We start from the raw sequence: 23801 nt of genomic DNA, 5'->3' as shown, positions 1-23801 counted from the left end.
TCGACCAGCGGCCAACGCCCCCCCCAAGCAATCTTTACACATTCAAATAAGAATAATTAGCATTTGATATTGATTATCATTTGTAAATACACGAAACTTCTCGGCGATTTTTTTCATAGGGATATCAACAACGATGCATACAAGATTTCGCCTAACGTTAATTGCAGCCGCGGTGTTCAGTACCACAGCCTACGCGGATGAAGCCCCCAACAATAGCGCTAGCCACGCGATTGGTGAACGTATTCAAGTAGACGGCAATCGCCTGACGACGGCCAAACCTGACAGCGTTATCGTCAACATCAGCGCTGACACCATCGCTAATACCATTAGCACCGATATTGCTGATGCACTGCGCTATGAGCCGGGAGTCACTGTTACCCGCGACGAGCGCTTTGGCATTGGTAGTATTAACATTCGTGGCCTTGACGGTAACCGCGTCAAACTGTTGGTTGACGGCGTGGAGATGGCCGACAGCTACGGTCCAACGACCACTTATCTGCAATCGGGCCGTAACAGCCTCGACACCGATGCATTGCAAGCCATGGAAATCGTCAAAGGTGGTGATGTGAGCGCTGGCTCTGGCGCCTTTGGTGGCGTGGTACGGTTTAATACCAAACAACCTCAGGATTATCTCAACACCAGTGGCGATGATAGCTACTTCTCACTCGCGGCCAACTACCGCAGCGATAGCGAACGTTTCAGCGAAACCGCTACCCTCGCCAATCGCACTGGCGATATCGAGTCCTTGCTGGTTTATACTCGCCGTGATGGTCAGGAACGGGAAAACCACGGCGGTGGCAGCGATGTGATGGGCGTTGCCCGTGGCAAAGTGAATCCGGGCGATAACAGCTCTGACAACTTGCTGGGGAAATTGATTTGGCAATTGGATGGTAGCCGCATTGGTGTCACTGGTGAGTATTTCAAAGGCACATCAGAAATCGACCTGTTCTCGCAAAGTACCGATACCACTACGGATCGCAGCGACGATGAACTGACCCGCTATCGCATCGGCGTGTTTCAGGATATTACCCAAGCTACCGCCATGTATGACTCGCTACATTGGCAGCTAGATTATCAAAAAAACAAAACCACCAACGGTACTCACCTCGATAGTGCTGTATCACAGCGCTTTGTGGATCGTTTTTATGATCAAAAAGGCTGGCAAGGTAGCGTAAAACTGGTCAAGCAGCTGGGTGACCATCAGCTCAGCTATGGCGGCAATTATCAATACCAAGAGTTTGCCAACCTCAACCAAGACACGGTTAACAATGCCACCGACACTAGCCGCTTCTCACCGCCCGCCGACGGTAATAAATGGGGCGTATATCTGGCCGACCATTGGCAGCTAACCGACAACTTTGCGCTGCTACCTGCTGTACGCTACGACCGCTATCACTACAGCACCTCTTCTGATCAATATATTGCTGATTGGGGCGATAGCCGCGACGACAAGCTCACTGGTCAGTTGGGCTTTGATTGGCATATCACCGAGCAGTTGTCGATGTTTGGCCGTTACGGCAGTGGCTTTAGAGCGCCTGCGATGACCGAGCTGTATTACTACTACGAGCACAGCGTCAGCTTCGGCGGCATGAATATGAGTTACATTATTCGCCCGAACCCCGATCTTGAACCAGAGAACAGCACTTTTGCTGAAGCCGGTTTGCGTTGGGCTAGCGATATTGTCAGTGCTGAGTTAACAGTTTATGACAACCATTACCGTAACTTTATTGAAAGCCAAGTGTCTCAAGGCAGCTCGCCAGAGTATATGCTCGGCCAATTCACCTCGCTAAACTTGGATAAAGTGGAGATCAAAGGCGCGGAATTACGTGGTTCGGTCGATCTAGCGAAATGGTTTGGCTACCGTGATGGTTTGCGATTAGATGCCGCCTTCGCCTATGCCGAAGGTGACAATGTTGGCGATGACCAACCGCTGGATAGCGTCGCGCCGATGGAACTGTTCACTGCGCTGAAATATGACTCAGCCAACAACTGGGGTGGCAGTTTAACCGCGAGCTGGACGGCGAAGAAGAAAACTTCTGACATCACCGACAGCAAACAGTGGTTAGCCACCGACAGCTTTACCGTGGTCGATTTGACCGCGTATGTTGAGCCAATCAACAATCTGCGCCTGACCGCAGGGGTATTTAACCTGTTTGATAAAGAGTATTTGCTGTGGAATGACATCCGTAGCCTCAGCAACAACAACGAAAATCTTTATCGCTACACCCAACCAGGCCGTAACTTTGGTGTTGGCATCAAATACAGCTTCTAACGGCTGTTGCTAGTTATCACCTACAATAACGGGCGCTAAGTGGTTAACTTAGCGCCCGTTTTATATGGCACGGAGCCATTATCTATGTCCCGTCGAATCACGCAGCGGCAATATCAACCAACCACCTCGCCTCTCATAAAATAGTGGTGTTTATCGCGTGCATGGGATTGGTGTTGCGCGTCGTAATCGGTCACTTCGAAGCTGGCAACATCCGCTTGTTTGACCACAGTGAGATGGTCAAAACGATAGTGATAGATGGCATGTTTACCTTTGATGTAGCGATGACCTAATAACGCAATATCATCAATATGTTCGTTATCCAGCCGCGCTAGACCGGTGTCGCTCAAGTAATAAAAATGGTTTTTATCAGCAAAATAACAGTCATCATCTAATAACTTGAAGCTGGCTAAATCGACTTCAAGTGCCACCCGCTGCTGGCGATGAAACAAGGCGTTATGGTCTTTGCCAAAGGCATGAGTCAACGGGGTGAAACTCGCATAATCGATATTAGGCAACGGCTGGTGAAGATAATACACAGTGTCATCATCACCATTGGCCGAATAAGCCCAACTGCTATACGGCTGATAGACGTGATAGGTCTTAGGATTAGCGCCCTCCAGCAACTTGCCAGCATCAGCAATTTGGCTGTCGTTAACCAGATATTCGCGCGCATCAATCAGTGTGACGTAGGCGTTGTCAGGTTGAAAACCTTGCACCACTTTGCCTAAGTAATAGCAGTGACGCTTATCTGCGGCGTAACGGCATGGCCGCTGTTCATCGGCGACATTTAGCGACAACAGTTGAAAACTTGGTGCATCCGCCATGCTAATTTTATTACCGCTGAAATACACCTGCTGCCGCACCACGGCATAACCGCTAGCTGGAATTCCTCGAATGAGATTCCAAATCATTTTGGGATAACCAAATAAGGTAAAACCGCCGAGAACAATCACCGTGCAGTAGAGCAGCAAGGTTGATGGCGAGAAGTCCAAATAGTGAATATCAAAGGCGAAGAACGCCGCAGCGATAACAATCGGATACATCATGATCAAGCACATGATGGTGATCATTTTGACATTTTTCTCGGAGCCTGGTGCATCAAACATCATAGGCGAGAACATCATCAGCATTGGCCAAAAACAAAATACCAATGACATAAAAATATCGAATACCAACTTCATAACATCCAAACCGACTTAAAGTGAGTTAAAAATCCCTGTATAGCGCTGGCAAACATCGCCATTTCACAATGATATCCATTCACGAGCTAACCGCTTTATCATTCGGGATGACGGACGGGATTATAAAGTCAACAGCCATCAAATAACATAAACATGGGCTGACACTCGGCGTGCACCAATGAACATCGGCACCAAGCGCAAAAAACGGGCAACAAGAACATGTCTTATTGCCCGTGGTTTACTCTGTTGTTAGCGCGGTTGCTTAGTGGCTAAACGCTTGCTCAGGGTGGATCACAATCGCACGATACGACGCCTGCTGCTTGGCGGTTGCGGTCATGTGTAATTCCACTTCCACCTGCTGAGTACCGTATTTCACTTCTACCAATCGTGGGCTAGTCAGCGTTTTTTCCAGCAGTTGCGGCGTGGCAAAGAACATCATCATGCTATCGGTATCGGGCTGATACTGAGTGATTGAGGTCACTGGGCTGTACCAGTCATAGCCATGCTGTTTGCCGTACTGCCACGTTTGTTGCACGGTGAGCTTGTGCTCATCAATCTTATATTCCACCCCGCGGCTGTATTTTTCGGTAACAAACATCGGTTGCATCAAACCACGGCCATCGCCGTTATCAAATACCGACAACGTGCCTTTTTGCGGAATAAGATACGCACTGTGCTGCGCATAGCTGAAATCAAAATCGGTATTGCGGCACTCACCGCTCTCATTACAATCCAACTTATTGCCAGCGGCATCTACTGGCGTTAACACTTTATCGGCCAGCGGTGCATGCCAGCCTTTGCTGGGTGACAGAATCCACTTCACCTGTTTATCGCGGCCGATTTTCGCTACGCCTTGATGACGTAATGACACAATGATGCTGTCATCGCTGCGGTCGTAGTCAATCGAGTTAACGTGCGCCCAGTTGCGGCCGATACCAACGCCCATGATGTCACCCAAAGCGGCATCGTTTGGCTCCAGCGCTGCCCTTTTGGCTTTCAAATCAACATTCAAACACACCGAGCGCGGATCGAGCGCTTGCATCAATGCATCGCGCAATGGGTCAAGGATTTGCGTCAAGTCCCATACATCGACTAGGCGACCAAACTCATCCACTTCGAGGATTTGATCACGCACCGTGTTAACCACTTGACCATCATCGCGGTGATAATCTTTTTTAGCGGCACGCAACAGATAGTGGCCATTGTCGAGCGCTTTCATGTCGTGCGACATGTCGATATAACCTTTGGGCAACCAACGCTCAAACACCATACGGCCCATCAAATCCATGCGGTAATAGCGCTGACCTTGCACAAAGATCACATCGCCATTGGGCATCTGGTGCACGCCCATCAAAATACCGCGTTTGGCAATATCCTGCTGGTCGTGGATTTTGCGCGGGTCGAGATACCAACGCACTGCGCCCGCGGTATCGGTGACAAAGTTGATGGGCCAGCGGTCCCATTCCAAGGCGCCGCCATTGCCCCAATGCACCGACTCAGAATTTTGGTCGCCAATTAGATGATTAATCCAGTACAACCGTTGCTTAAACTTTTTGTCGACTTTAACTGGCGTTATTGTTGGAAAGGCACTCACCGCGCCATCAACGCTAATCCCTTGCAAAGGCTGGGTAAAAATCTGATAAGTTTCGTTAACTTGCTTACCATCAAGCGTATAACTCAGCGCCACTTGGTTTTGGTAGTTGGCGTATAAACCAAATACGGGAACGCCATCGTAAGTGAGTAATTGGGTATGGCCGACCGGATAGCTGATATCCACCCCATCTTTGCCGTTCGCTTTTACCGTGACAGTGACATTGCTTGGCGCTTTGCCCGCTAAATCAATAATGGCCGTCAACGGCGCATAACCATATGGATTGACTTGAACTTGCCCCAACTGGCCTTGCGTTGGCCGCTGGACGTTCAATACCGATGCCTGTGCAGTTGGCGTCATCAACGGCATAGCGCCAAACAGGGTCAGGGACAACAGCAGCGGGCTGAGAATGGGTTTGTGCATGATGCTCTCCTGTCAGAGTTAACAGTAAAATCTGCATACTAATCAAACAACAAGAGTGCAGTTTCCTATTAAGATTGCATAGCGGAGACGATCACAAACCGCGCTTAGGGCATTAGACCTATGCGGCATAACTCATAAAAAATGGCCGAGTAGCACACGATAAAGATTGAACAAGCGCCACTGCAAACACTCACCATGGGCGGTTACTGGAGCACAACGACACAGCATATGAGCGGCCTTGCCTAATGCTTTACGAACTCAAACAGGAACCGCGTCGCTAAGCGCGCATGCTGTGAGCACTGGCTGCACTTGATTGCGACCTGCGGCCTTAGCAACATACAGTAACTCATCCGCCTGTTTGATCAACTGTTGCAACGTGTTGCTCGCTGACGGCAAACAACTGCCCACGCCTAAGCTCAGGGTGACCACGCCGCAAGGCACATCATCACGCGCAATCGCTTTAGCAAACAAGCTACGCCGAATCATATCGGCCAAATCAACCGCGTCGGCTAACGTGGTATTGGGCAGCACCACCGCAAACTCTTCACCGCCGTAGCGGGCTAACAGCGCCTCGCTGGGAACATGCTGTCGCAGATGCTGCGCCACGGCAATGAGTGCGGCATCGCCCGCTTGGTGACCAAAGTTGTCGTTGAATGCTTTAAAGAAATCGATGTCGCATAAAATCATACTGAGCGGCTGCTGTTGTTGCAGCGCCTGTTGCCAAATGACAGCAAACTTGTCAGAAAATGCGCGGCGGTTAGCAATACCAGTCAAGGGATCTTGCTGCGATAACATAGTGAGCCGTTGGTTAGCTTCTTGCAGCGCCAAGGTGCGATTGTGAACTTGCTGCTCTAACATCTGTATCGAATTGAGCTGCGCCTTGGCTAACATGGTTAGGCCGTATTCCAGATAACTCACCTCAACAAAACGCGTACTCTCCACTTGATGCGCCGCCAACTTGGGTAAATTATTTTGGCTGGCTAAACGCGCCAGTTTCTCAATCGGCCGCGCAATTTTACGTGCCAATATCACACCAACAAGAATCATTAAGCCAAACAGTATCGCGGTCCAAATCAATGAAGCGCGTAACTGTTGCATCATCGGCGCCGCAATATTTTGTTCTGGCACTAACACCATCAGCTGCCATGTTAGCTGGTGCCCTAAGCGGATATCACGCACTTCCAGCAAGTAACCTAGCCCGTTAACCTCAAAACGATGTGGCTGCTTCTGCTCGGTGACGTGCGGTAATGCTTGCAATAATGCCGCGGGGTGATGGCTCAATTGATAGCGCTGCCCCGCGTTATCCACGGCGGCAATTTGTTGCGGATTGGAAGACGCGAGCAGCGTACCATCGGACTCGGTTAAAAAGGCAATACCACCAAAACCCATATTCAACCGCGCCATAAACTCATTGAGGCGATTTAAGGCGATATCTGCCGCAACGACACCCAACATCTCGCCGTGCTGATTGAATACGGCACGAGAGAGACTGATACCATAGTTGCCACTATCTAAATAGCGGTAAACCTTACCCCAACACGGCGTATCGGGATGGGCTAGCGCACACAGCATAAATGGACGTTGCCGTGGATCATACACCCCACGAATTTTGCCAATCATCTTTCCTAGGTGTTCAGTGGCATTCGGTTCAAAGCCCTCTAACACCCGCTGCGAATTAAAAATGTTGCTGGCGATTTCAATCTTGCCAGCATGATCGGGCGGACGTGCGGCGGCGATGTAGCGCCCATCGATATACGCAATGCTGACAAAGCTTAGCTGCGGATGCTGGCGCAATTGTGCCAGTAACCACGGCGTATTCTGCTCCGGCTGTTCAACCGATAGATTGCCATTTTGCAGTTCTAGGCTGTTGATCTCGGTAATGGCTGGCATCACCTGCGTTAACTGCGACACATATTGACTGATGCGCAAAGACAGCTCACGGGCAAAACTGTGCGCCATCGACAGCGCTTGGTTTTGGCTATTGTGGTAACTGGTAACACAAAACACGGTGGCAGCGGCAATCAACAGCAGTGAAAACGGTAGGAGAATAACTAAACGCAGAGGATAAGACCGCGGCAACAACATAGACGTAACCCATATTAATCGTGATAAAAGCCGTCATCCTTGCGCGTAGAGCGTTAGCAATAAACTTGAGAGCTATCGGCTAAGAATAGACACACAATTAGGGCGATGCAATCCATGATACGCTCAACTGCTAAAACCCTACACAATTTGGGTAAAATAACAGTACTCTGTCTAAAAAATCAGCATGTTAACTAGGGTTAATTAATCATCACCATGCAGCTTCATCAACAAAAATCCCCGCTCGATGGCGGGGATTTTTAGTAGAAATAGCGCTTAATTAGCTTTCAATGCCTTTACTAGCCAAAAACTCATCATAAGTGCCTTTAAAGTCACGAACGCTGCCGTGGCCGATTTCTAATACACGGTTTGCCAGTGACGATACAAACGCCCGGTCATGCGATACGAAGAACAGCGTGCCTTCGTAGCCTTCCAGCGCGTTGTTGAGGGATTCAATCGATTCCATATCCAAGTGGTTGGTTGGTTCGTCCATCACCAGAATGTTCGGTTTTTGCAGCATCAGCTTACCGAAGATCATCCGACCTTGTTCACCACCCGACAGCACTTTGACTGACTTTTTAATGTCGTCGGCGCCAAACAGCATACGGCCAAGTACCGCACGCACGGCTTGGTCATCATCGCCTTCACGGCGCCATTGGCTCATCCAGTCGAACAGGTTCAGATCGTTCTCAAAGTCGTCTGCGTGATCCTGAGCGTAGTAACCAATTGAGCTGTTTTCAGACCATTGAATAGTGCCTGATTGTTGTGGCAGTTCGTGGATCAGGGTGCGCACTAAAGTGGTTTTACCGGCACCGTTCTCACCCAAAATAGCAATGCGCTCACCCACTTCAGCAATCAAGTTGAAGTCTTTAAACAGTGGCTGGTCAAAACCGTTAGTCAACGCTTCGACGTTCAGTGCGTTACGGAACAGTTTTTTGTCCTGTTCGAAACGGATATATGGGTTAACACGGCTAGAGGCTTTGATTTCGTCCAGTTTGATTTTATCAATCTGGCGCGCACGTGAGGTGGCTTGTTTCGCTTTAGAAGCGTTAGCCGAGAAGCGCGCTACGAAGGTTTGCAGCTCAGCAATTTGCGCTTTTTTCTTGGCGTTTTCTGCCACCAAACGCTCACGCGCTTGTGACGCAGCGGTCATGTATTCGTCGTAGTTACCTGGATACACGCGCAGTTCACCGTAATCCAAGTCAGCCATGTGGGTACAGACTGAGTTCAAGAAGTAACGGTCGTGCGAAATGATGATCATGGTGCTGTTACGTTGGTTCAAGGTTTCTTGCAACCAGCGAATAGTGTCGATGTCCAAGTTGTTGGTTGGTTCGTCGAGCAGCAGGATATCTGGATCAGAGAACAATGCCTGCGCCAGCAGCACACGCAGTTTCCAACCTGGCGCCACTTCGCTCATTGGGCCGAAGTGTTGTTCCAGTTCGATACCCACACCAAGCAGCAGTTCACCGGCGCGAGATTCCGCGGTGTAACCGTCCATCTCCGCAAATTCCATTTCCAGCTCAGCCACTTTGATGCCGTCTGCTTCAGACATTTCTGGCAGTGAGTAGATACGGTCACGCTCTTGCTTCACTTTCCACAGCTCTTTGTGGCCCATGATCACTGTGTCGATCACACTGAACTCTTCGTAAGCAAATTGATCCTGATTCAATTTACCCAGACGTTCGTTTTGATCCAGCGACACGTTACCGGCAGATGGCTCCAACTCACCGGATAAAATCTTCATAAAGGTGGATTTACCGCTGCCGTTCGCCCCAATCAGGCCGTAGCGGTTACCGTCACCAAATTTGACGGAGATATTTTCAAACAGTGGCTTAGCGCCAAACTGCATGGTGATGTTAGCGGTTGTGATCACGTTAGGGATTCCCAGTTTTTTGCTGCAAAGTGTACCGAATACGCGGCAGATAAAGCCTACCCCGTACAAAACGCGCCACTATAACAGCCCTATATGAATTATCAACTACGGTTGATGCAGTTACATGCCCGCATCTTTACTACAGTAGACAACCGGAAGCTCAGATTTGGGGGCGGTGCCAGCGTAGCAGATCAACGGTTCTTTAAGGATATCTGCGGGAATACTGACGCCCGGTTTGCCATTCACTGTGATGCTGGAAGACTCATCCGCTACTTGATAGCGATACTCTACCGAGCCGCCATCGGCCAGCTCCCAGCCGCTGTAGGCATTAAATTGATTGGCGCATTCGGTAATCTGGCATTGGCCTTGAGTGACTTTACCGTCGATGACGGTCAAACATTGTGCCTGCGGGTTTTCACCGCAAGCGGCCAGCGCGTGATGGCTGGTTAATCCCGCACTGCTAACCAGTGCTAACATGGCGCACAATTTGAGAGATGACTTCATGTCGTAGAACGTCCTATCGTCTGAAAAGACGTAAGATTACATAACGACAGCTGTAAAAACAAACCCAGCCGAGGCTGGGTTTGGGGCAGAAGCTAATCCAGTTTTTTATAGCGTAATCGATTGGCGTTAGTGACCACCGTCAGCGATGACAATGCCATCGCCGCGCCAGCAATTACCGGGCTGAGCAACATGCCAAACAGTGGATACAACACACCCGCCGCCACCGGAATACCGACGCTATTATAGATAAACGCGCCAAACAGGTTCTGTTTGATATTACCGAGCGTGGCCTTGGACAGCGCAAAACCTAAGGCGAGATTTTCTAGCCGCGGTGTTAACAAGGTCATATCGGCGCTTTCAATGGCGACGTCGGTGCCAGTGCCTAACGCCACCCCGACATCGGCCGCGGCCAGTGCTGGCGCATCATTGATACCATCACCTACCATAGCCACCACCTCGCCCTGCTGTTGGAACTTTTGCACCCACGCTTGCTTTTGATCGGGCAGTACACCAGCAATCACTTGGTCGATACCGAGCTGTTTAGCGACCGCATCGGCGGTACGTTGATTATCGCCAGACAACAACACCAAACGCTTACCTTGTTGTTTCAGCAGTTGCAGCGCCGCTTTGGCGTCACTGCGGATTGGGTCGCTAATCGCCACTAACGCCACCAGTTCGTCGTCTTTCGCTACCAATACCGGTGTTTGCCCCAACGCAGCCGCCTCTGCTAACGCACGATTGGCCGCATCAGATAATTGGATAGATTGCGCTTGCAGCAACTTGTCGTTGCCAATAAGCCAGTCGCTACCCGCAACAACACCACTCACGCCCAGCCCTTGCTGATAACTAAAGCTGGCAACATCGACGCGTGCGAGCTGCTTGGCATCCGCCGCTTGTTGTAACGCAGCCGCCAACGGATGTGACGATTGTTGCTCAAGGCTGGCAACCACTTGCAGCACTTCAGTATCGCTAACCTCGGTAAAGCAGTGCACCGCTACCACTTGCGGTTTGCCTTCGGTCACCGTGCCGGTTTTATCCAGCACCACACAGTTGACCTTAGCCGCCGTTTGCAACGCTTCACCATTTTTAATCAGTACGCCCATCTGCGCTGCGCGGCCAACCGCCACCATAATCGACATCGGCGTTGCTAAACCAAGCGCGCAGGGGCAAGCGATAATCAGTACGCTGGTGAGCACCACCAAGGCGTGGGATAACGCTGGTTGTGGGCCAACCACATACCAAATCACCGCCGCCAGCAACGCCAGTAACATCACCACCGGCACAAACACACCAGCGATTTTGTCGGTCAGGCGGCCAATCGGCATCTTGGAGGTTTGTGCCTCCTGCACCAGCGCAATAATTTGCGCCAAGCGGGTGTCTTGCTGCGCTCGTGTAACCCGATAGGTCAAACTGCCATCGCCATTGATGGTACCGGCGTTGACCACATCACCCACGGTTTTATTCACTGGCATTGGCTCACCAGTGAGCATCGCTTCGTTAAGCAGTGATTGGCCGCTGATCACTTCACCATCCAGCGCCACTTTATCGCCAGCACGCAGTCGCAACACATCGCCGACGTTAACGCTGTCGACAGCGACCTGTTTATCACCGTCGTCAGTCACCAGATAAGCGCTATTGGCTTGCAGGCCAATCAGCTTTTGCACGGCTTCGCTGGTTTTGCCGCGCGCACGCAGTTCGAGCGCATGGCCGAGGTTGATCAGACCAAGGATCATCAAGCTGGCTTCAAAATAGACATGCCGCGTACCGTCAGGGAACCATTGCGGTGCAATCACCACCACAGTGGAATACAACCACGCAGTACCCGTGCCGACGGCAATGAGGCTATCCATATTGGCGCTTTTGGCTTTGAGCGCTCGCCACGCCCCCGCAAAAAAGTGGCCGCCACAATAGATGAGCAACAACAAACACACGACCGCCATCACGCCCCAGCCTAAGCGTAAGCTATCACTGGCAACGCTCATCTCACCACCGAGCCAACCCCACAACATCATTGGCACACCGATACCAAGCGTGACCACAGCTTGAATAATACGCGTGCGATACTCTTTGGCATCATGGGCTGCTTTATCGGCCACGGCATCGGCGGCATTCTCAATTACTTCGCCGCGATAACCGGCGCCTTGCAGAATTTGCTGCGCTTGCTCGGCAGCAATGCCGCTAGCTACAGCCACTTGTTTATCGGCCAGATTCACTCGCGCGGTAACACCGGCGCCGTCAAACGCCTTTTCGATTTTCGCGACACAGCTGGCGCAACTCATGTCCGGCACAAACAGCAGCAGCTTGGCATCATGAGTGGTGGCAGATTCAACTGCGCGCTGATGCTCGCCCGCTGGCTCTACCGAAGCACTGGCGTTTGCGGCTGCAGCATCCGGCGTTGAGTTAGCGGCTTGCGGCGCAGAGTCAGTCGCCAACGCAGGGGAATAGCCCGCTTGTTGGATCAGCGCTAACAGTTGTTCATCGCTGGCGTCGCTGCACACGCGCACCAATTTGCTGTTGAGATCAACCTGCACGTCAGCCGCATCAGTTAACGCAGCGCGAATGGTCTTTTCACAATGGCCGCAGGTCATATCGGGCACCACAAACTCATGCCATGTTTGATTGTCTGCGGCAGTAGTTGCCGAAGATGAGATAGCCAGCGTATCGTTGGCCTCCGCTTGTTGTGGCGTAAATCCCGCTTGGCGAATAAGCTCCGCTACCGCCGTGGCGGGTTGCGCGGTTAACACATCAACCTGCTTGCTGGTTAAATCCACCAGCACCTCATCGGCAACCTCATTCAAGGCGCTGCGAATAGTCTTTTCACAGTGACCACAGCGCATATCGGCCACCACAAAATGCTGCCATGCGCTGACAGCTTTGAGCGGCTCGGCTTGATAATTGGCTTGCTGTAAGCGGGCGCTAATCTCGGCCGCCGTCAGCGTGGCCTGCTGCCCAAGTTCGACAGTGAGTGATTTATTCGCCACATCGGTGCTGACTTGCACATCGGCCTCATCGGCAAACAACGCGGTAATTTTGCGGGCGCAACCGCCACAATGCATGTTACTGATATGAAATTGATAACGGGTCATAATTCCACCTTTGCCACCGCTCGCGTGGACGAGCGGCCATTGCAGTTCAATTGCGATACAGGTTAAAGTCTCCAGTAACTGGAGAGTCAAGCGCAAAGCGCCGCATCAGCAATAACTTTGCACCAGCTCACAAGTGGCGTATGGAGGAAGTAACCGTTGAAAATTGGTGATGTCGCCAGCCAAACCGGGCTGTCGGTCAAAAATATCCGTTATTACCACGACATTGGCTTAGTTACCGGCAGCCGTGGTGCCAATGGTTATCGAGAATATGGGGAGCAACAAGTGTCAGCGTTGCTGTTTGTGCAACATTGTCGCGAACTGGGTTTTAGCATTGATGAGTGCCGCGATCTGCTGCAACTCAAACATGATCCGCAGCGTTGTGCCAGTGATGTGAAACGCCTTGCCAGTCAACATCTCAAGGCGCTAGAACAACGAATGCAGCGGCTGCAACAGCTGCATGGTGAATTGAGCCATTTGGTGGCGCAATGCCAAGGTGGCGACTCGCCAGATTGCCCAATCATCGACGGGCTATCTGGCAAGAAGTGCTGCCACCACGAGTAGCTTATTTCGTGGTGGAGGGCTCCACCAACGCGCCAGCATTTTCTAACGGCACCAACGGCAGTTGCCCAGCGGGTTTAAAACCGAATACGCGGCCATAGAACGCCAATTCAGTTTCTAAGGCACGGATATTGTTCTCCGGTTGACGGAAACCATGACCTTCGCCGGGGAACGCAATATATGCAGTCGGCACACCTTTGTCACGCAACGCTTGGTAGATCATCTCCGACTGGTTTGGCGGCACCACTTTATCTTCCAATCCTTGGAATAACAGCAAAGGCTCATCCAGACCGTCAAGATGATAAAGCGGTGAACGGTCATGATAAAGCTGACGTTTTTGCGGATATGGGCCAATCAGTTGATCAAGATAACGCGACTCAAATTTATGCGTCTCCTTCGCCAACACCTCGATATCACTCACGCCGTAATAACTGGTACCTGCTTTGAACACGTCATGAAACGCTAAGGCCGCTAACACACTAAAGCCACCGGCACTGCCACCACGAATCGCCAGCTTGTCTGGATCGGCAAGTTTTTCGTTGACCAGATATTTAGCGGCGTAGACCGCATCATCAACATCCGCGACACCCCACTGGCCGTACAAACTGCGACGGAACTTGCGGCCGTAGCCAGTGCTGCCACGGTAGTTAAGGTCAAATACCGCAAAACCGCGGCTAGTCCAGAATTGAATATCCCCCCGATAGGCGCGATTAGCCTCATACGTTGGGCCACCGTGTAACATCATCACCAACGGCGGTACGCTGCCAGCAGGCGCCTGATAATCGGGATTGGTCGGCGCATAATACAAGCCATAAGCCGTGTGTTTGTTAGCGGTAACAAAACTCACACTACGCGGTTTAGCGATGTATTCCGGCTCGACGCCATTGATCTCGGGTGAATACACCAATTCAGTACCACGTCCGGTCACTCGATAAATACCGCGCGCGGGCGTCGCCTTCGCACCAATAAAATACACATTGTCTTGATAACTGATCAGCTGTTTGACTGATGCAAAATCCGTCGCTAACTCTTCAGTAACACCGGAATCAACATCAATGCGCATCAAATCGAGTTGGCCTTCATGGTGCAGGTTGAACACTATTGAGTGCTCATTCTCAAAGGCATAGGCATGGCTCCCCAAGCCCCACGCTGGACCGCCGATCTCGCCTTCGAGCTTGGTCACTTGCTCCACTCGGCCTTCCGCATTGATGCGGTACAAGTTCCACCAGTTATCGAAGTCAGCAATAAAATACAATTGGCCGGTAGGGCTATACAGTGGCTGCATTATCGCGCCTTTACCTGGCATTTTCGGCTGCTGGATATCGGTCAACGCCCCTTTTTTATCCAACTTGCCAACCCACAATTGAGTGTTATCCCATGGCATGTTGGGATGATCCCACGTTACCCACGCCAATTGGGTGTTATCGCGGTTGATTGCAGGTGCGCCGTAAAAATCGTGGCCGGTGGCGTAGATATCACCTTCACCCGGTTGATTAAGGTTGATTGCCACCAAACTATTGACCGCTTCGCCGGGCTGGCGATGGTCTTCACGCACACAGATAATGCGGGAGCCTTTGCTGAAAAACACGCAGCCAGCATGACGGGTTCCTTCAGGCGTTAACGCCACAGGCTCTTGATTGGGGGCGATACGATAGAAGCGTTGATCTGCCATTTTGGTTGCAAAAATACTTTGACCAATGGCTAAGAAAGGTGCGCCGCCATATTCATGTACGCGCGAGCCGACACCAAATTGGGCCGCTAGCACTTGGGTAACTTGATCTTGGGCGCCGATGCGTTTAATTCCCGATTGGCCCTGTGCCGCGGGATCAGACTCAGTGAAATACAGCATATCGCCGCTACTTTGCAGCTCGCTAATGCCCGAATGGGCACCATAAACTTCTTGTGCGGTGATTGGCGACTGCCAACTGCCATATGGTGTTTGACTCTCTTGCGACGGCGTGTCGTTAAGTGACGTATTGGTGTCTGGTGCCTTTGAGCATGCAGATAAAAAAACCACTGCCGCTAGCCCGGCCCATCGCGCCACCGACCCGATGGAGTTCATTGTGTTCCCCTCAAGCACTGCAAAAAACAGAGCTAATATGTAATTGTTATTTATTAAATTTAAATTTTTTTAACAGCCAATCTATTACATCGTGTTGCTGTTGATGTGGTAAGCCAAAATAGATACACAACCAAGGCGATACCAGATAAAACCAGTGGATAGGCGCCGTTGACCGTCCACTGAGCAACAAGTAGAAAAAACCACCATAGATAATGACAACACCCGTCGCACCTACGGCTAACAAACACTTTTTACATCCGTTGATTAGCCAATGTGCCACCGAACAACCACCTAGCCTTTAATTCTATTCGCTGGAATTGTTCAATTTGCATGACGCCTTGTCAACTTTTGTACTGCATCCAGTTTAGCGAATGAAACAAAAACGCCCACATCAGCACGATGCAGGCGTTATGCAACACAGTTTGACGGAGGTTTAGAACGATAAACCGCCATCAAGTTCAATCACGCGGCCATTAAGATAATCGTTCTCAATGGCAAAACATACGGTCGAAGCAATCTCATCTGCCTCACCAAGGCGACCAACCGGTACGGCTTTGGCTAAACGCTGCAAGGCTTCGGGTTTCATGCCTGCCGTCATCTCGGTATCAATCACCCCCGGCGCAATTGCCACTGAGCGAATACTGTAGCGCGCCAGCTCTTTCGCCCACCCCACGGCCATTGCGGCCACGCCCGCTTTAGAGGCAGCGTAATTGCTTTGGCCGATGTTACCGGCGCGGGCAATGCTCGACATGTTGATAATCACGCCCGCTTGCTGCGATTCAATCATGGCTGCTGCCGCTTCACGACCACAGAGGAATGAGCCGGTCAAATTGACATTGATCACCGCTTGGAACTGTTCGAATGACATCCGCTCGATGACTTTGCCCTCTTTGGCTTTCACCAACATGCCATCAAACAAAATACCCGCGTTGTTCACCAACACATTGAGTTGCCCGAAATCTTCCAGAATGAACTTAAAGGTGGCGATGACGTCTTCTTCATCAGTGATATCCACCGCATAACCTTGCACGTCCACTTCACCCAATAGCGCGCAGGCATGCTCTAGCTTGTCTTGGTCGATATCAATTAACGCCAAGCGCGCCCCGCGTTTTGCCAGCATCTGCGCCATGGCGAATCCCAACCCACCAGCACCGCCGGTGATGGCAACAACTTTGCCTTTAATGTCCATTACTTATCCTTTTAGTTTGACTTGGGGCGGTACTGACAAAACAGGCTGGAAAAATCTTCATGACCATGACCTTGCTTAGCATGATGCACAAACAGGTTGCGTGCTAACGCGCCCATCGGCATGGCCGAGCGTGTGCTTAATGCCGCTTGCGTCGCCAAGCCGAGGTCTTTGACCATCAAATCCACCATAAAGCCGCCTTTATAGTCATTTGAGGCGGGCACACCCGCCATCACCCCAGGGCACGGATTGTATTTTTCCAGCGTCCAATTACCGCCGCTGCTGGCTTTTATAATATCTGACAGCACCGCCGGATCCAAACCGTTATCAATACCTAGGCTCAGCGCTTCGCAGGTGCCTGCCATCAACACCCCAAGCAGCATGTTGTTGCAAATCTTGGCAATTTGGCCGCTACCAGCGGGCCCAGCATGGAAGATATTACGCCCCATCGCCTGCAACACCGGTTTAGCGCGGGCGACGGCCGATTCACTGCCGCCACAAATAAAAGTCAACGTTGCCGCAATCGCGCCAGCCGTGCCACCGGATACCGGCGCATCAACAAATGCCATGCCGCGCGCATCGGCGGCTGCGGCTATCGCTCTGGCGCTATCGGCATCAATGGTGGAGCAATCGATTAACAAGCTGTCGCGATGGATTTGCGTTATCAAACCCGCGCCTTTTTCATCACCTAGATAGAGGGCTTTGGCGTGCCGCCCTTCTGGCAGCATACTAATCACTATGGCCGCATCTTGCGCCGCCACGATAGCACTGGAGCACGGCTCCGCTCCTTGCGCCGCTAACGTACTCACCGTTGCAGGCACCAGATCGAACACCCGCACACCAAAGCCATTTTTTAACAGGTTGGCCGCCATGGGCGCGCCCATGTTACCTAATCCAATAAACGCCACTGTGGTCATTCGCGTTCCTCACTTTTGTCATGCAGGCTGATTACAACCGAGCCAGCGGGTGATGATGAAAAAATGGCGAGGCCAATAATGCGTGCAACTGCTCACTGCTCGGCAAGTTCTGCGCACCAAACGCCCAGCGCGGCTGTTTGTCTTTATCCACTAATAAGGCGCGTACACCTTCGCAGAAATCGCCAATGGCGGCGCAGTTAACGCTCACCCCAAGTTCAAACTGGAAACACTCAGCCAAGCTCATCTCTGCGCCTAATTGGCATTGCGCATAAGCTAGGCTCCAGCTTTGTGGGCTGCCAGCAAGCATGGTGCGCTGCGCTTGTTGCAACCAGCTTTCTTCGGTGCGCAGCTGTTGCATACGCGCGACAATTTCCGGCAAGGTGCCCGCCATCAACTTATCGATTAACGCTTGATTGGCTTTCAGGCGACTTTTGCCGATATGTTCGCTGGTTGTCAGCGTCAAGTCCGCTAACAAATCATGCAGTTTCTGCTGATTCAAACTGGCGTTACGGCCCCACGGCACGGCGGTTAATGCGTGCAGCAGGCGCTGTTTTTCCGATGAGGCCAGAAAGTGATTGGCGATGCCGCAATAGTGCGCGTCGGCAGCGTTGAGGTTGTATGCCGTCAGTCCTAAGAACAGCCCGGTTTTGCCCTGCATGCGGCTCAAAAAGTAGCTGCCACCAACATCGGGATACAAGCCGATAGTCACTTCCGGCATGGCGATGCGAGAACGTTCGGTCGCAATGCGGTGACTAGCGCCCATCATCAGCCCTAAACCGCCGCCCATCACAATGCCATCGCCCCAGACGATGATCGGTTTGCCATAAGTGTGGATCTGATAATCCAACCGATATTCGGCCTCAAAAAAATCGACCACCGCTTGGCATACTTTGCCCGGCTGATGACTTTGTACTTGATACATGGCACGCACATCGCCACCGGCACAAAAGGCTTTTTCGCCGACGCTGTCGAGTAACACGCAGGCGATGGTGTCGTCATGTTGCCACCGCAGCAGTTGCTGGCTTAACGCATGCACCATGTCGAGGCTGAGCGCATTGAGCGATGCCTCGGCGTTTAAAGTGGCGACGCCAATTTGCTGGCCATTACTGCTGGCTAAAGTTGAAAATAACACGGGTTCCAACGCTAACTCCTTAACTATTCTGCCACTGTGCCGGGCGTTTTTCTAAAAAGGCGCTGACGCCTTCGCGTTGGTCGGCACTATCAAATAACGCCACAAACAACTCACGCTCCAACGGTAATGCTTGGCTACGCGGCATAGTGCGCCCCGCTTGGATCAGCTGTTTACAGGCGCGCACGCTGCCGGGGCTTTGGCGTTCAACCATCTGCGCCATCACCTGTGCACTATGCAATCCCGCGCCGCTTTCCACTAAACTTTCAGCCAAGCCAATGTGTACCGCTTGCTGCGCAGTCACGCGTTCACCGAGTAAAATCATGCGCTTGGCCCAGCCTTCGCCCACTAACGCGGTAAGGTTTTGCGTGCCACCAGCGCACGGCAATAAGCCGACACTGGCTTCGGGCAGCGCCAGTTGTGCATGTTGCTCGACGATACGAATATCACAGGCTAAGGCGACTTCTAAACCGCCGCCCATGGCGTAACCATTGATGGCGGCAATACTCACCCCGCTAAAGGCCGACAGCCGCTCGAACGCAGCACCAAAGGCATTTGCCATGGCATTGGCCGTGCCTTTGTCGCCATCAGCAAACAGGCGGAGTTCGGCACCGGCAGAAAAGAACTTGGTGCCCGCGCCAGTGATGATCAAACTGTAAATACTGCCGTCTTGCTCCAACGTATCAACATACTCTGCCAACTGTTGCAGCGAGGCAGCCGTCCACGTATTTGCCGGCGGATTATCGATGGTGATAACGGCGCAGTGATCGACAATCTCACAACGTAAGCCACTCATAACGCGCTCCTTAATGTGCCGCAGGCGCAAAACCGCTGAGTCCTTGGCTCAATAGATTACGCCCGATGATCAACCGCATAATCTCGTTGGTGCCTTCCAAGATCTGATGCACACGGGTATCGCGGAAATAACGCTCTAGTGGATATTCACGAATGTAGCCATAACCACCGTGCAGTTGCAGCGCGGCATCACACACCTTAAAACCGATGTCGGTGGCAAAACGTTTCGCCATAGCGCAGTAAGTGGTGGCTTGCGGATGACCGTTATCCAAGTACGACGCCGCCAGATACACCATCTGCCGTGCGGCAGTCAGCTCGGTGAGCATGTCGGCCACTTTAAATTGCAACGCTTGGAAGGTGCTCAGCGGTTTGCCGAACTGTTCGCGCTCATGCATATAGTCCACCGCATGTTGCAGCGCGGCTTGTGCCGTACCTAACGAACAGGCGGCAATATTGATGCGGCCGCCGTCGAGCCCTTTCATCGCCATACAGAAACCATCACCGCCATCCCCGAGTAACGCCTCACGCGAGACGCGCACGTTGGTGAAAGTCACTTCGCGGGTCGGCTGGGCGTTCCAGCCCATTTTGTCTTCGGCTTTGCCGTAACTCACACCCGCGGCATCGGCAGGCACTACCAAGGCGGAGATGCCTTTCGGCCCGGCCTCACCGGTACGCGCCATCACTACCAATACATCGGTGGCGCCAGCGCCGGAAATAAACACTTTGCTACCGTTGATCAGATAGCTATCACCATCAAGCTTAGCGCTCGTGGTCAGCGCCGCCGCATCACTGCCAGCGTTGGGCTCGGTCAAACAATAAGACGCCAGCAGTTCACCGCTGGTTAGCCCCGCCGCCCAACGCTGCTTAATCGCCGCTGTGCCCCACGTGGTTAACATCCACGTTGCCATGTTATGGATGGTGATCATCGCCGTGGTGGTGGTACACCCCTGCGCGAGTGCTTCAAATATCAAGGCACTATCTAAGCGCGATAAGCCTAACCCGCCAGCGTCCTCTGGCGAGTACAGTGCACAAAAACCGAGTTCGCCCGCTTGGGTAATGGCCGCTTTCGGGAACTCATGTTCGGCATCCCACTTGGCGGCGTTTGGAGCTAATACATCCGCCGCAAACTGCTGCGCTAATTCAACGTATTGGCGCTGTTCATCAGTTAAACGAAAGTCCATCGCAACACCTCCCGCCTATTTCAGGGCAATCGACATGTTTGGCGCACTTTCCACCTCGTCATCAAACCAGCGACAGGTGACTGTTTTAGTTTCGGTGTAAAACCGCACGGCTTGCTTGCCGTAGGCATGCTGATCGCCGTAGAAACTGCCTTTCCAGCCGGTGAACGAGAAAAACGGCAGCGGCACCGGAATTGGCACATTAATCCCTACTTGGCCAACTTCCACCTGCTGCTGATACTGTTTTGCTGCAGCACCGCTACCAGTGAAGATCGCCGTGCCGTTGCCGTACGGATTGGCGTTAACCAACTCAATGGCTTCGCTGAGGCTATCGACACAGATGCAACACAGCACCGGGCCAAAAATCTCCTGCTGATAGATCGACATCTCGGGCGTGACTTCGCTAAATAGCGTTGGGCCAAGCCAGTTACCCTGCTCGTAGCCAGTGACGGTAAAATCGGAACCATCTAACAAGCAGTGCGCGCCTTCCCGTTTACCTTGGGCGATAAGCGCTTGCACCCGCGCTTTGGCTGCTGGGCTGATCAACGGCCCATAAGCTGCATTGGGGTCATTCCACAAACCGGGTTTGACGTGTTTTAACGCGTCGCGCAATTCACAAATCCACTGCGAGCTGCTGCCAACAAATACCGCCACCGAAATCGCCATGCAGCGTTGCCCAGCCGCGCCCACCGATGCGCCAACCAACTGATTAATCACTTGCTGTTTGTTGGCGTCGGGCATAATCACGCAGTGGTTCTTAGCACCGGCAAACACTTGCGCCCGCTTGAGCTGTTGGGTCGCCATGCGATACACCTGCTGCCCGACGGCAACCGAGCCAACAAACGATACGGTTTTAGTTTGCGGATGGTTAATCAGTTGCTCAACTACGGCTTTGTCGCCATGCAGCACTTGTAGAATGCCTGACGGTGCGCCTGCCTCGGCAAATAACTCTGCCAACCGCGTGGGCGTGATCGGGTCTTGCTCGGAGGGTTTGAGAATAAAACTGTTACCGCAGGCAATGGCGATGGGGAACATCCACAACGGGATCATCGCTGGAAAGTTAAATGGCGTGATACCGACGCACACACCGAGCGGCTGCACCATGCTGTAGCTGTCGATGCCATTAGCCACGTTTTCGACCGTTTCACCCATCATCATTGAGGCGATATTGGCCGCTTGCTCGGCCACTTCAATGCCGCGCCATACATCGCCGCGGGCGTCTTCAAAGGTCTTGCCGGTTTCCTGCGCCAGCACGGTGGCGAGTTCATCATGATGTTGCTTGAGCAGATGTTGATAACGCAGCATCAGCCGCGCCCGCTCCGACACCGGCGTGCGGCGCCAACTCAAAAACGCTTGCTGCGCGCTGGCGACGGCTTGCTCAACTTCTGCGGTGGTGGCGATATTGACTGTGGCAATCGGCTGATTATCGATAGGGTTAGTCACGCTAATCTGCTGCTGACCACTACCCGCCACAAACTCACCGTTGATGAAGTGATGGACTTGTACACTCATGTCGCCGCCCTCCTACACTTCAACCGCGATAGCAACGGCTTCGCCGCCACCAATGCATAAAGTGGCAATACCGCGTTTCAAGCCGCGATGACGTAAGGCGTGGATCAGCGTCACCAACAGCCGCGCGCCAGAGCAGCCGATGGGATGACCAAGCGCACAAGCACCGCCATTCACGTTGACTTTTGCGGCATCTAACCCGAGTTGATCCACCGCCAACATAGTCACCATGGCGAAGGCCTCGTTAATCTCGAACAGGTCGACGCTCTCACTGCGCCAATCGAGCTGCTGTAATAGTTTGTTGAGCGCACCTATTGGCGCCAAGGTAAATAACGCCGGTTCTTGTGCATGTGAGGCGGTAGCGCAAATAGTCGCCAAAATCGGCAGTTGTTGGCGTTCGGCTTCACTGCGGTGCATCAGCAATAAACTGGCTGCACCGTCGGAAATCGAGCTGGAATTAGCGGCGGTAATTGTGCCGTCTGGGCTGAATGCTGGTTTTAAGGTGGGGATTTTCTCCACTTTGGCGCGGCTCGGCTGTTCATCAACATTGACCACCGCCTCACCCATACTGCCAGCGATGATGACATCAACGATTTCCTGCTTAAAATCGCCTTCATTGATGGCGCGATTTGCTCGCGCCAGCGACTGAATCGCCCACGCGTCCATCGCTTCGCGGCTCACGGCAAACTCATCAGCCGTTTGTTGCGCAAAGCTGCCCATTGATGCGCCGGTATAAGCGTCTTCTAAGCCATCGGCAAACATATGATCGTGCAACTTGCCGTGCCCCATACGTTGACCGGTGCGTACCTTACTCATCAAATAGGGCGCACGGCTCATGCTTTCCATGCCACCAGCAATAATGGTTTTAGCACTGCCAGCGCGGAGCATGTCATAGCCTTGCATCACCGCTTTTAAACCTGAGCCACACACTTTGTTGACTGTGGTTGCGCCCACCGAAAGTGGCAAGTCCGCGGCCAATGCCGCCTGTCTGGCTGGCGCTTGACCTACCCCAGCTTGCAACACACACCCGAGCAGCACTTCATCAATGGAATCGGCGGCAATCGGAGCATCTTCCAATAAGGCTTTAATCGTGGCGGCGGCTAACGCGGGGGCCGGTACCGAGGAAAGACTGCCAAGAAAACTCCCCATTGCGGTGCGGCGTGCAGCGACGATAACTACATCGTCAACCAAAGGCTGTGTCATTTGTGGCTCCTGTTCATCTAGTCAGCACCAGACGTTGCTAATAAACGCCAACAGAATTACGTTTACGCGAACGTAAAGCAAGTAACCATTGGTCTAATATAGTTCAACAGCCGCAGTTTTGCTGGCAAAGACAATCAATAAGGAGCATTAATTTGAGCGATAAAAACAAAAGCCCCTAACCGAAGTTAAGGGCTTTAGTAGGAGCGGTTGGAATAACGCCAGCGTGTCGCGCTTGGTCGTTCGTGCTTCCCC

At 52.2% G+C, this 23801-nt stretch carries 16 protein-coding genes and 1 pseudogene; 2 read left to right on the top strand and 15 right to left on the bottom strand.

Translation table 11 applies throughout. The features are described from left to right. Positions 1-133: 133 nt before the first annotated feature. Positions 134-2272, top strand: a complete 2139-nt coding sequence (locus tag L9G74_RS03350; RefSeq protein ID WP_238894866.1) for a TonB-dependent hemoglobin/transferrin/lactoferrin family receptor — start codon at positions 134-136, stop codon at positions 2270-2272. 113 nt (positions 2273-2385) lie between these two features. On the opposite strand, the gene L9G74_RS03345 is transcribed toward L9G74_RS03350, so the two are convergent. The 7 genes and pseudogenes from L9G74_RS03345 to L9G74_RS03315 form a co-directional block, all read right to left on the bottom strand. Then, a complete protein-coding gene (locus L9G74_RS03345; protein ID WP_238894865.1) occupies positions 2386-3453 on the bottom strand; it encodes a DKNYY domain-containing protein in 1068 nt (355 codons plus the stop codon). Between the two features lie 262 nt (positions 3454-3715). After that, positions 3716-5467, bottom strand: a complete 1752-nt coding sequence (locus L9G74_RS03340) for an aryl-sulfate sulfotransferase (protein WP_238894864.1) — start codon at positions 5465-5467, stop codon at positions 3716-3718. A 258-nt stretch (positions 5468-5725) separates the two neighbouring features. Beyond that, complete coding sequence (locus tag L9G74_RS03335; protein WP_238894863.1) at positions 5726-7552, bottom strand: sensor domain-containing diguanylate cyclase; 1827 nt, start codon at positions 7550-7552, stop codon at positions 5726-5728. A 277-nt stretch (positions 7553-7829) separates the two neighbouring features. Beyond that, the gene (locus L9G74_RS03330; RefSeq protein ID WP_238894862.1) at positions 7830-9422 is read right to left on the bottom strand and encodes an ABC-F family ATPase; all 1593 of its coding nucleotides are present in this window, start codon (positions 9420-9422) and stop codon (positions 7830-7832) included. Between the two features lie 120 nt (positions 9423-9542). Next, positions 9543-9926: a hypothetical protein gene (locus L9G74_RS03325; protein WP_238894861.1), complete on the bottom strand. Its 384-nt coding sequence runs from the start codon at positions 9924-9926 to the stop codon at positions 9543-9545. 92 nt (positions 9927-10018) lie between these two features. Beyond that, the gene (locus L9G74_RS03320) at positions 10019-12226 is read right to left on the bottom strand and encodes a heavy metal translocating P-type ATPase (protein WP_275297250.1); all 2208 of its coding nucleotides are present in this window, start codon (positions 12224-12226) and stop codon (positions 10019-10021) included. A 153-nt stretch (positions 12227-12379) separates the two neighbouring features. Further along, positions 12380-13012, bottom strand: a pseudogene (locus L9G74_RS03315) (heavy-metal-associated domain-containing protein); the annotation flags it as partial. Between the two features lie 156 nt (positions 13013-13168). Between L9G74_RS03315 and L9G74_RS03310 the strand changes: the two are divergent. Then, the gene (locus L9G74_RS03310) at positions 13169-13573 is read left to right on the top strand and encodes a MerR family DNA-binding protein (protein WP_238894860.1); all 405 of its coding nucleotides are present in this window, start codon (positions 13169-13171) and stop codon (positions 13571-13573) included. Between the two features lies 1 nt (position 13574). Here L9G74_RS03310 and L9G74_RS03305 read toward each other — a convergent pair whose 3' ends face one another. The 8 genes from L9G74_RS03305 to L9G74_RS03265 form a co-directional block, all read right to left on the bottom strand. Then, positions 13575-15632 carry a dipeptidyl-peptidase 5 gene (locus L9G74_RS03305; protein WP_238894859.1) on the bottom strand — a complete coding sequence of 686 codons (2058 nt, stop codon included), beginning with the start codon at positions 15630-15632 and terminating at the stop codon, positions 13575-13577. Between the two features lie 433 nt (positions 15633-16065). Continuing rightward, positions 16066-16821: an SDR family oxidoreductase gene (locus L9G74_RS03295; RefSeq protein WP_238894857.1), complete on the bottom strand. Its 756-nt coding sequence runs from the start codon at positions 16819-16821 to the stop codon at positions 16066-16068. A gap of 11 nt (positions 16822-16832) precedes the next feature. After that, positions 16833-17735, bottom strand: a complete 903-nt coding sequence (mmsB, locus tag L9G74_RS03290) for a 3-hydroxyisobutyrate dehydrogenase (RefSeq protein ID WP_238894856.1) — start codon at positions 17733-17735, stop codon at positions 16833-16835. A 31-nt stretch (positions 17736-17766) separates the two neighbouring features. Beyond that, positions 17767-18876, bottom strand: a complete 1110-nt coding sequence (locus L9G74_RS03285) for an enoyl-CoA hydratase/isomerase family protein (protein WP_238894855.1) — start codon at positions 18874-18876, stop codon at positions 17767-17769. A 10-nt stretch (positions 18877-18886) separates the two neighbouring features. After that, positions 18887-19660: an enoyl-CoA hydratase gene (locus L9G74_RS03280; RefSeq protein ID WP_238894854.1), complete on the bottom strand. Its 774-nt coding sequence runs from the start codon at positions 19658-19660 to the stop codon at positions 18887-18889. A gap of 10 nt (positions 19661-19670) precedes the next feature. Then, a complete protein-coding gene (locus L9G74_RS03275; protein ID WP_238894853.1) occupies positions 19671-20840 on the bottom strand; it encodes an acyl-CoA dehydrogenase family protein in 1170 nt (389 codons plus the stop codon). Positions 20841-20855: 15 nt separating this feature from the next. After that, positions 20856-22349, bottom strand: coding sequence for a CoA-acylating methylmalonate-semialdehyde dehydrogenase (locus tag L9G74_RS03270; protein ID WP_238894852.1), 1494 nt, complete (start codon positions 22347-22349; stop codon positions 20856-20858). 12 nt (positions 22350-22361) lie between these two features. After that, positions 22362-23549: a thiolase family protein gene (locus tag L9G74_RS03265; RefSeq protein ID WP_238894851.1), complete on the bottom strand. Its 1188-nt coding sequence runs from the start codon at positions 23547-23549 to the stop codon at positions 22362-22364. Between the last annotated feature and the right edge of the window lie 252 nt (positions 23550-23801).

Source organism: Shewanella electrica, from assembly GCF_022321485.1.
Taxonomy (GTDB): domain Bacteria; phylum Pseudomonadota; class Gammaproteobacteria; order Enterobacterales; family Shewanellaceae; genus Shewanella; species Shewanella electrica.
This window is presented reverse-complemented; position numbering and strand designations above follow the sequence as displayed.